Genomic DNA, 6125 nt, shown 5'->3' on the forward strand with positions numbered 1-6125 from the left:
TGGCGCCCGATGCGGATCGGACGCCGGTGTGAGCCGCGCTGCCACGCGTCAGCGGCGGCGGACGCGGCGGGCGTCGGCGCGCGTCAGGCGGCGCAGGTCCGCCTCGGCGGCGATGTAGCCGAACGGCGCCCAGTTCTCCGCCTGGGTGATCTTCCAGAACACCTGCTCCGCGTCGCCCACGCGGCCGTTGTACAGGTACCAGTTCCCCGCCCCGTACGACTGCGTGGCAACTTCGACGTTCGTCTTCCCCGTGGGATTCAGCAGCGAGTCGGCCGGCAGTTCGCCGCGGTACAGGCGCAGGCGCCGCAGGTACGACTGGCTCTCCGTCACCTTCACGTCGCGCGGGAGGGCGTCGAGCACGGCGCGCGCCTCGTCGTGGCGGCCGGCGCGGCGCAGCGACATGTACAGCCAGTCGGTGCTGGCCACCCGCTGGTCGTCGCCGCGCGAGGCGTTCAGGGCGAAGCGGAAGGCGTTCGCCGCGCGCGCGAAGTCGCCGCGCAGGTACCAGCCGATCCCCAGGTGGTACCATACGCTCTGCTGCAGCGTGGTCCCCGGCGAGCCGTCGGGCTCCGTCTGGTCGGGGCGGCCGCGCAGCAGGCGCTCGGCCTTCTCCAGGTCGCTCACCGCGCGGTCGAACTTGCGCACGGTGATGTAGCGGTGCCCGCGGTAGCGGTAGAAGCGCGGGTCGCGGGAATGCTTGTCGATCCCCTCGGACCACATCCCGATGGCCTCGGTGTAGCGCCCCAGCGCGGCCAGGCGCCGGCCGTAGGTGAGGATGACGTCGGCGTTGTCGGGGTTCACGTCGTACGCCTGCCGCGCCGAGTCGAGCTGGGCCTCGGCGCGCTGGCGGGCCTCGAGCGGGAGCTCGGGGGGATACAGCGGCTGCCCCATCAGCGACCGGGCCTCGGGCCGCCCCGCCGGCCCCGGCCCCGACCCCACGTGCGGCACGCACGCCGCCACGCCCGCGATCGCGAGCGCGGCGAGCATCCGGAAAACCGGGCGAGGGCGCGCGGGAACGTGCGTCATGCCACGGGGGGGTGCACGGGGAGAGCAGCATTCGGCGGAACAGGTGATACCGATGCAGGATAGGCGGTGCAGGGCGAAAAGAAAAGGGAGGGCGGGAGATGGGAGATGGGAGGTGTTCGGACGGGCGGTGCCGGCGACGGGCGGGTGAACCCGCGGCTGGAACCTTGGAAAGCCTCGCAAACCGCGCGAGGCTTCATTCAACGGCATGCGGGCGATCCGGAGGCGCGAACCTCCGCCTGACGTGTGGAAGCCTGCCGCGCAGCCTGCGCAGCAGGCTTCCCGAGGTTCCGGCCTGCGGGTTTACCCGCCCGTCACCCAATCATCGCCCTCAGCGCGTCTGCGACAGCCGCACGGGAATGGTGGTCTCGCTGGGCACGGGGACGCCGTCGTCCAGCGCGGGCCAGAAGCTCATCCCGCGCACGTAGCTCAGCAGGCGCTGCTGCTCCCACGCGCCGCGAACCCACACCCCGCGCTCGATGCGCGCGTCGGTCACGTTCCCCTGCGCGGTCAGCCGCACGTGCACCCATGCCAGCGCCCCGTCGGTGCGCGTCGCGTCCACGCCGGTGTCGCGCACGTCGAAGCCCGAATCGGCGATGCGGTACGCCGCGTCGCGCGGGCGCGCGGTGCACTCCATCCGCCGGGCGACCTGGAATCCGACCGGCTCGCCCGCCTCCACGCGCAGGCGCACGCCCCACTCGCCGCGCGCCGCCGGCGCTTGGCGGCGATAGGCGTAGACGAGCTTCTGCAGCGTGTCCGTCAGCGCGGGCGGCAGCGTGGACTCGATCACCGCGCGCCGCACCTGCGTGCCTTCGCCGTCGTGGCGCAGGGCGAAGAGCACGTATCCCGCCGGCCGGCCTGCATCCACCCACAGCCGCGCGGCGTCCGCGCCGAAGGCGCCGGCGTCCACCAGCTCGGCGGCGGCGGGAAGACGCTCGGGATCGGCCGCCACCGCGCACTGGCGGCCGTCGATCAGCCGCCCGCCCGCCAGCAGCTCCGCGCGCGAGCCCCCGCCGGCCGAGGCGCATCCCGCCGCCGCCAGCAGCCCCGCCGCGCTGCACGCCCGCAACCTCGTCGAGATCATCGCCGATCTCCCATCTCCCTTGGAATTAGCCGTGACCTTCTTCTCACGGCGGCGTGACGATGCCGTTACGGCGTCGTTGCAATGGATAAACGCCCGATGTAACGCCGGCCAGTCCGCCCATGTAACGATGTTCGCCATCGGGACGGCCGACGGAATTGGACGGCCTTGGTCGCGCCTCGATCCGGCGGCCGCGATCCTCTCTCGACGCGCCGCGGCCGGGGCTCTCCGCGTCAACTCCGCCCCGCGCCTTATCCGCCACGCGCCTGAACATTTGATCTTCATACCCGATGGGGAAATAACAATTTACAACTCCGTATCCTTTTGAATGCGGACATGATTTCCGTTGACCCCATCGTCGGGCGGGACCAATTTCCATGTCCCCTGCAGCATCCACGGCTGGCTCACTCCCTCACGTCCCGAGGCGCCCCGATGAGACCGCGAACCATCCTCCGTTCCACCCCGCTCGCGATCGCGGCGGCGGTGGCCGTCCTCTCCGCCTGCGCGGACCGGCTGACCAGCGACGCCGGCCCGCTCGGCCCGAACCGGCCGCGGCTGACCGTCATCCCCAGCACGCCGTACACGCTCATCGACGGCGGGCAGTCGCACGCGTGCGCGCTGGATTCCGGCGGACAGGCGCACTGCTGGGGGCGCAACGCCGCCGGCACGCTGGGCGACAGCACGGCCGCCAACTCGTCCGTCCCGGTGAACGTGTTCCAGCCGGGGCTGAGCTTCACCTACCTTTCCTCGGGCTCGCAGCACAACTGCGCGCTGACCTCGTCGGGCCAGGCGTACTGCTGGGGCTACAACGCCGATGGCCGCCTGGGCGACAGCACGCTGGTGATGCCACTGATCCCGGTGGCGGTGCTGCCGCTGGGCGGCGTGGCGTTCACCACCGTCAGCGCGGGCGGCGCGCACACCTGCGGGCTGAACTCCGGCGGCCAGGCGTACTGCTGGGGCAACAACGCGTGGGGCCAGATCGGCGACAGCACCGTGACCTATGCCGTCATTCCGACGGCGACGCACCAGAGCGGCGTCACCTACACGCAGATCGCGGCGGGGAACAACCACTCCTGCGCGCTGGACGGCGGCAGCGGCCAAGCGTACTGCTGGGGCTACGGTGGCAGCGGCGCGCTGGGGCACAACTCGCTGCTGGGAAGCAGGATCCCCGTGACGGTGCAGCAGGGCGGCGTGAGCTACACGGCCGTGTTCACCGAGTACGACCACACCTGCGCGCTCGACTCCGGCGGCCAGGCGTACTGCTGGGGGAACAACGCCAACGCGCAGCTGGGCGACGGCACCACCACAACGCGCAAGACGCCGGTGGCGGTGTCGCAGCCGGTGGGCGTCACCTTCGCCACGCTGGCGCTGGGGACGAACTTCTCCTGCGGGCTGACGTCGGGCGGACAGGCGTACTGCTGGGGGAACAACCAGTACGGCCAGATCGGCGACGGCACCAACACCAACCGCACCTCGCCGACGGCAGTCTCGCAGCCGGCGGGCGTCACCTTCTCCAGCCTGAAGGCGGAGCAGGCCGGCGCCTGCGGGCTCGACGGCAACGGCCAGACCTGGTGCTGGGGCCGCAACCCCTGGGGCCAGCTGGGCGACGGCTCGACGACGAACCGGAATTCGCCGGTGGCGGTGTCGCACTGATCAGTGCTGAGTGCTGAGCGCCAAGTCCTGAGTCCTGAGTCCTAAGTCCTGAGTGATGCGGCCCCGCTCCAGATCTTGGAGCGGAGCCGCATCGCATTGTCGCGATGGAACGGCGGAATTCGTGGAATGGTAGACTTTCGGCACGATGAACGGATCACCAGACTGATTGCAATCCATCACTGCGATTGAATCCCCTCCCGTCTCCGATCAAATCCCCCGGAGGAATGATCGGCACTGGCTGACCGACTGCACGGCGATCGCAGACCGCTCCTCGGCTCTTCATCGCGAGCCCGGCGCACACCGAACCATCGTCAACTGCGTCATCGGGGGGATCGGTCCCGCCCAACCATTCGCGCGTCATCCCACCGACGGTCGCGAGGGATGGAGTGAGGGATCACCCTCGGCTCGGCCGCGCCGAGGGTGTGGGACGCGCACGCCCGGCGGCCTGCGCACCATCCCCCCTGATGACGCAGTTAGCGATATCGCGGACGCATCTTCGCCGGTCATCACGCGCCGGATGTGAGCGCAGCCCGCACAGACGCGCGGCAGGCCTATCCCGCGGTCATCATCTCCCGATGTAGGCAGAATGGCGTCCGGGCCGTATTCTGGTCTGCGAGCGAGCCGCATCTCCCGCGCAGTCCCACCGCAACCCGTGACGCATCCATGACCCACGACGCGGACGTGATCGTCGTCGGCGCCGGCCTGGCCGGGCTCGTTGCCGCGGCCGAGCTGGCCGAGGCGGGCCGGCGCGTGATCGTGCTGGACCAGGAGCCCGAGCAGTCGCTGGGCGGGCAGGCGTTCTGGTCGTTCGGCGGCATCTTCCTGGTCGACAGCCCCGAGCAGCGCCGGATGCGCATCCGTGACTCGCGCGACCTGGCGCTGCAGGACTGGCTGGGGTCCGCCGGCTTCGACCGCGAGGAGGACCGCTGGCCGCGCCGCTGGGCCGAGGCCTACGTCGACTTCGCCGCCGGCGAGAAGCGCGCGTGGCTGTACGAGCGCGGCATCCGCTTCTTCCCGGTCGTCGGCTGGGCGGAGCGGGGGGGATACCTCGCCACGGGGCACGGCAACTCCGTCCCCCGCTTCCACGTGACCTGGGGGACGGGGCCCGCGGTGCTGGCGCCGTTCATCGCCCGCGTCCGCGAGGCCGAGGCGCGCGGACGGCTCACGCTCCGCTTCCGCCACCGGGTGGACGGCCTCACCGTCACCGGCGGCGTGGTGGACGGCGTCCACGGCACGGTGCTGGAGCCGAGCGCCGTCGAGCGCGGCCAGTCCAGCTCGCGCACGGCGGTGGGCGACTTCACCCTGCGCGCGCAGGCGGTGATCGTCACCAGCGGGGGGATCGGCGGCAACCACGAGCTGGTGCGCCGCAACTGGCCCCCGCGCATGGGCGATCCCCCGGCGCGGATGCTGAGCGGCGTTCCCGCGCACGTGGACGGGCGGATGATCGCCATCACCCAGCAGGCGGGCGGCAACCTCATCAACCCCGACCGGATGTGGCACTACACCGAGGGGATCGCGAACTGGGCGCCGATCTGGCCCCTGCACGGGATCCGCATTCTCCCCGGCCCGTCGTCGCTCTGGTTCGACGCGCTGGGGAGGCGACTGCCGCCGCCGCTCTTTCCCGGCTTCGACACGCTGGGCACGCTGGAGCACATCGTCCGCACGGGCTACGACTACACCTGGTTCGTGCTGACGCAGAAGATCATCGAGAAGGAGTTCGCGCTCAGCGGCAGCGAGCAGAACCCCGACCTGACGGGGAAGAGCATCCGCAGGGTGGCCGGCCGCGTCCTTCCCGGCGCGCCGCCGCCGGTGGAGGCGTTCAAGCAGAAGGGGGAGGACTTCGTCGTCGCCGCTACCCTCCCCGAGCTGGTGCGGGGGATGAACGCGCTGACGCCGGAGCCGCTGCTGGACGCCGACGCGCTGGAGCGCGAGATCGTCGCGCGCGACCGCCAGCTCGACAACCCGTTCGGCAAGGACCTGCAGGTGACGGCCCTGCGCGGCGCCCGCGCCTACCTGGGCGACAAGCTGATCCGCGTCGCCAGGCCGCACCGCATCCTCGACCCGAAGGCGGGGCCGCTGATCGCGGTGCGCCTTTCCATCCTCACCCGCAAAACGCTGGGGGGACTGGAGACGGACCTCGACGCCCGCGTCCTCCGCGCGGACGGCGACCCGCTCCCCGGCCTGTACGCCGCCGGCGAGGTGGCCGGCTTCGGCGGCGGCGGGATGCACGGCTACCGCGCGCTGGAGGGTACGTTCCTCGGCGGCTGCCTGTTCAGCGGGCGGACGGCCGGCCGTGCGGTCGCCGCGGCCCTTTAAACAAGGGTGACGCGGCCCCGAGCCGCCCGGGGTGCTCTCCGTCGGCAGCGCC

The 6125-nt window shown here is 71.6% G+C and carries 4 protein-coding genes; 2 read left to right on the forward strand and 2 right to left on the reverse strand.

The features are described from left to right. Positions 1-48: 48 nt before the first annotated feature. Together VF092_03350 and VF092_03355 are read right to left on the reverse strand one after the other, a co-directional pair. Positions 49-987 (reverse strand): hypothetical protein, encoded by a 939-nt coding sequence (locus VF092_03350; GenBank protein HEX6746326.1) that lies wholly within the window; start codon positions 985-987, stop codon positions 49-51. Positions 988-1354: 367 nt separating this feature from the next. After that, positions 1355-2107, reverse strand: a complete 753-nt coding sequence (locus VF092_03355) for a hypothetical protein (protein ID HEX6746327.1) — start codon at positions 2105-2107, stop codon at positions 1355-1357. Positions 2108-2536: 429 nt separating this feature from the next. Between VF092_03355 and VF092_03360 the strand changes: the two genes are divergently transcribed. After that, a complete protein-coding gene (locus VF092_03360; protein HEX6746328.1) occupies positions 2537-3757 on the forward strand; it encodes a hypothetical protein in 1221 nt (406 codons plus the stop codon). A gap of 663 nt (positions 3758-4420) precedes the next feature. Then, a complete protein-coding gene (locus VF092_03365; GenBank protein ID HEX6746329.1) occupies positions 4421-6073 on the forward strand; it encodes an FAD-binding dehydrogenase in 1653 nt (550 codons plus the stop codon). Positions 6074-6125 lie beyond the last annotated feature (52 nt).

Source organism: Longimicrobium sp., assembly GCA_036377595.1.
Lineage (GTDB): Bacteria > Gemmatimonadota > Gemmatimonadetes > Longimicrobiales > Longimicrobiaceae > Longimicrobium.

Coding starts and splice junctions, on each gene's coding strand:
- VF092_03355 (HEX6746327.1), bottom strand. CDS start 2,107: ATGATCTCGACGAGGTTGCGGGCGTGCAGCGCGGCGGGGCTGCTGGCG.
- VF092_03365 (HEX6746329.1), top strand. CDS start 4,421: ATGACCCACGACGCGGACGTGATCGTCGTCGGCGCCGGCCTGGCCGGG.
- VF092_03360 (HEX6746328.1), top strand. CDS start 2,537: ATGAGACCGCGAACCATCCTCCGTTCCACCCCGCTCGCGATCGCGGCG.
- VF092_03350 (HEX6746326.1), bottom strand. CDS start 987: ATGCTCGCCGCGCTCGCGATCGCGGGCGTGGCGGCGTGCGTGCCGCAC.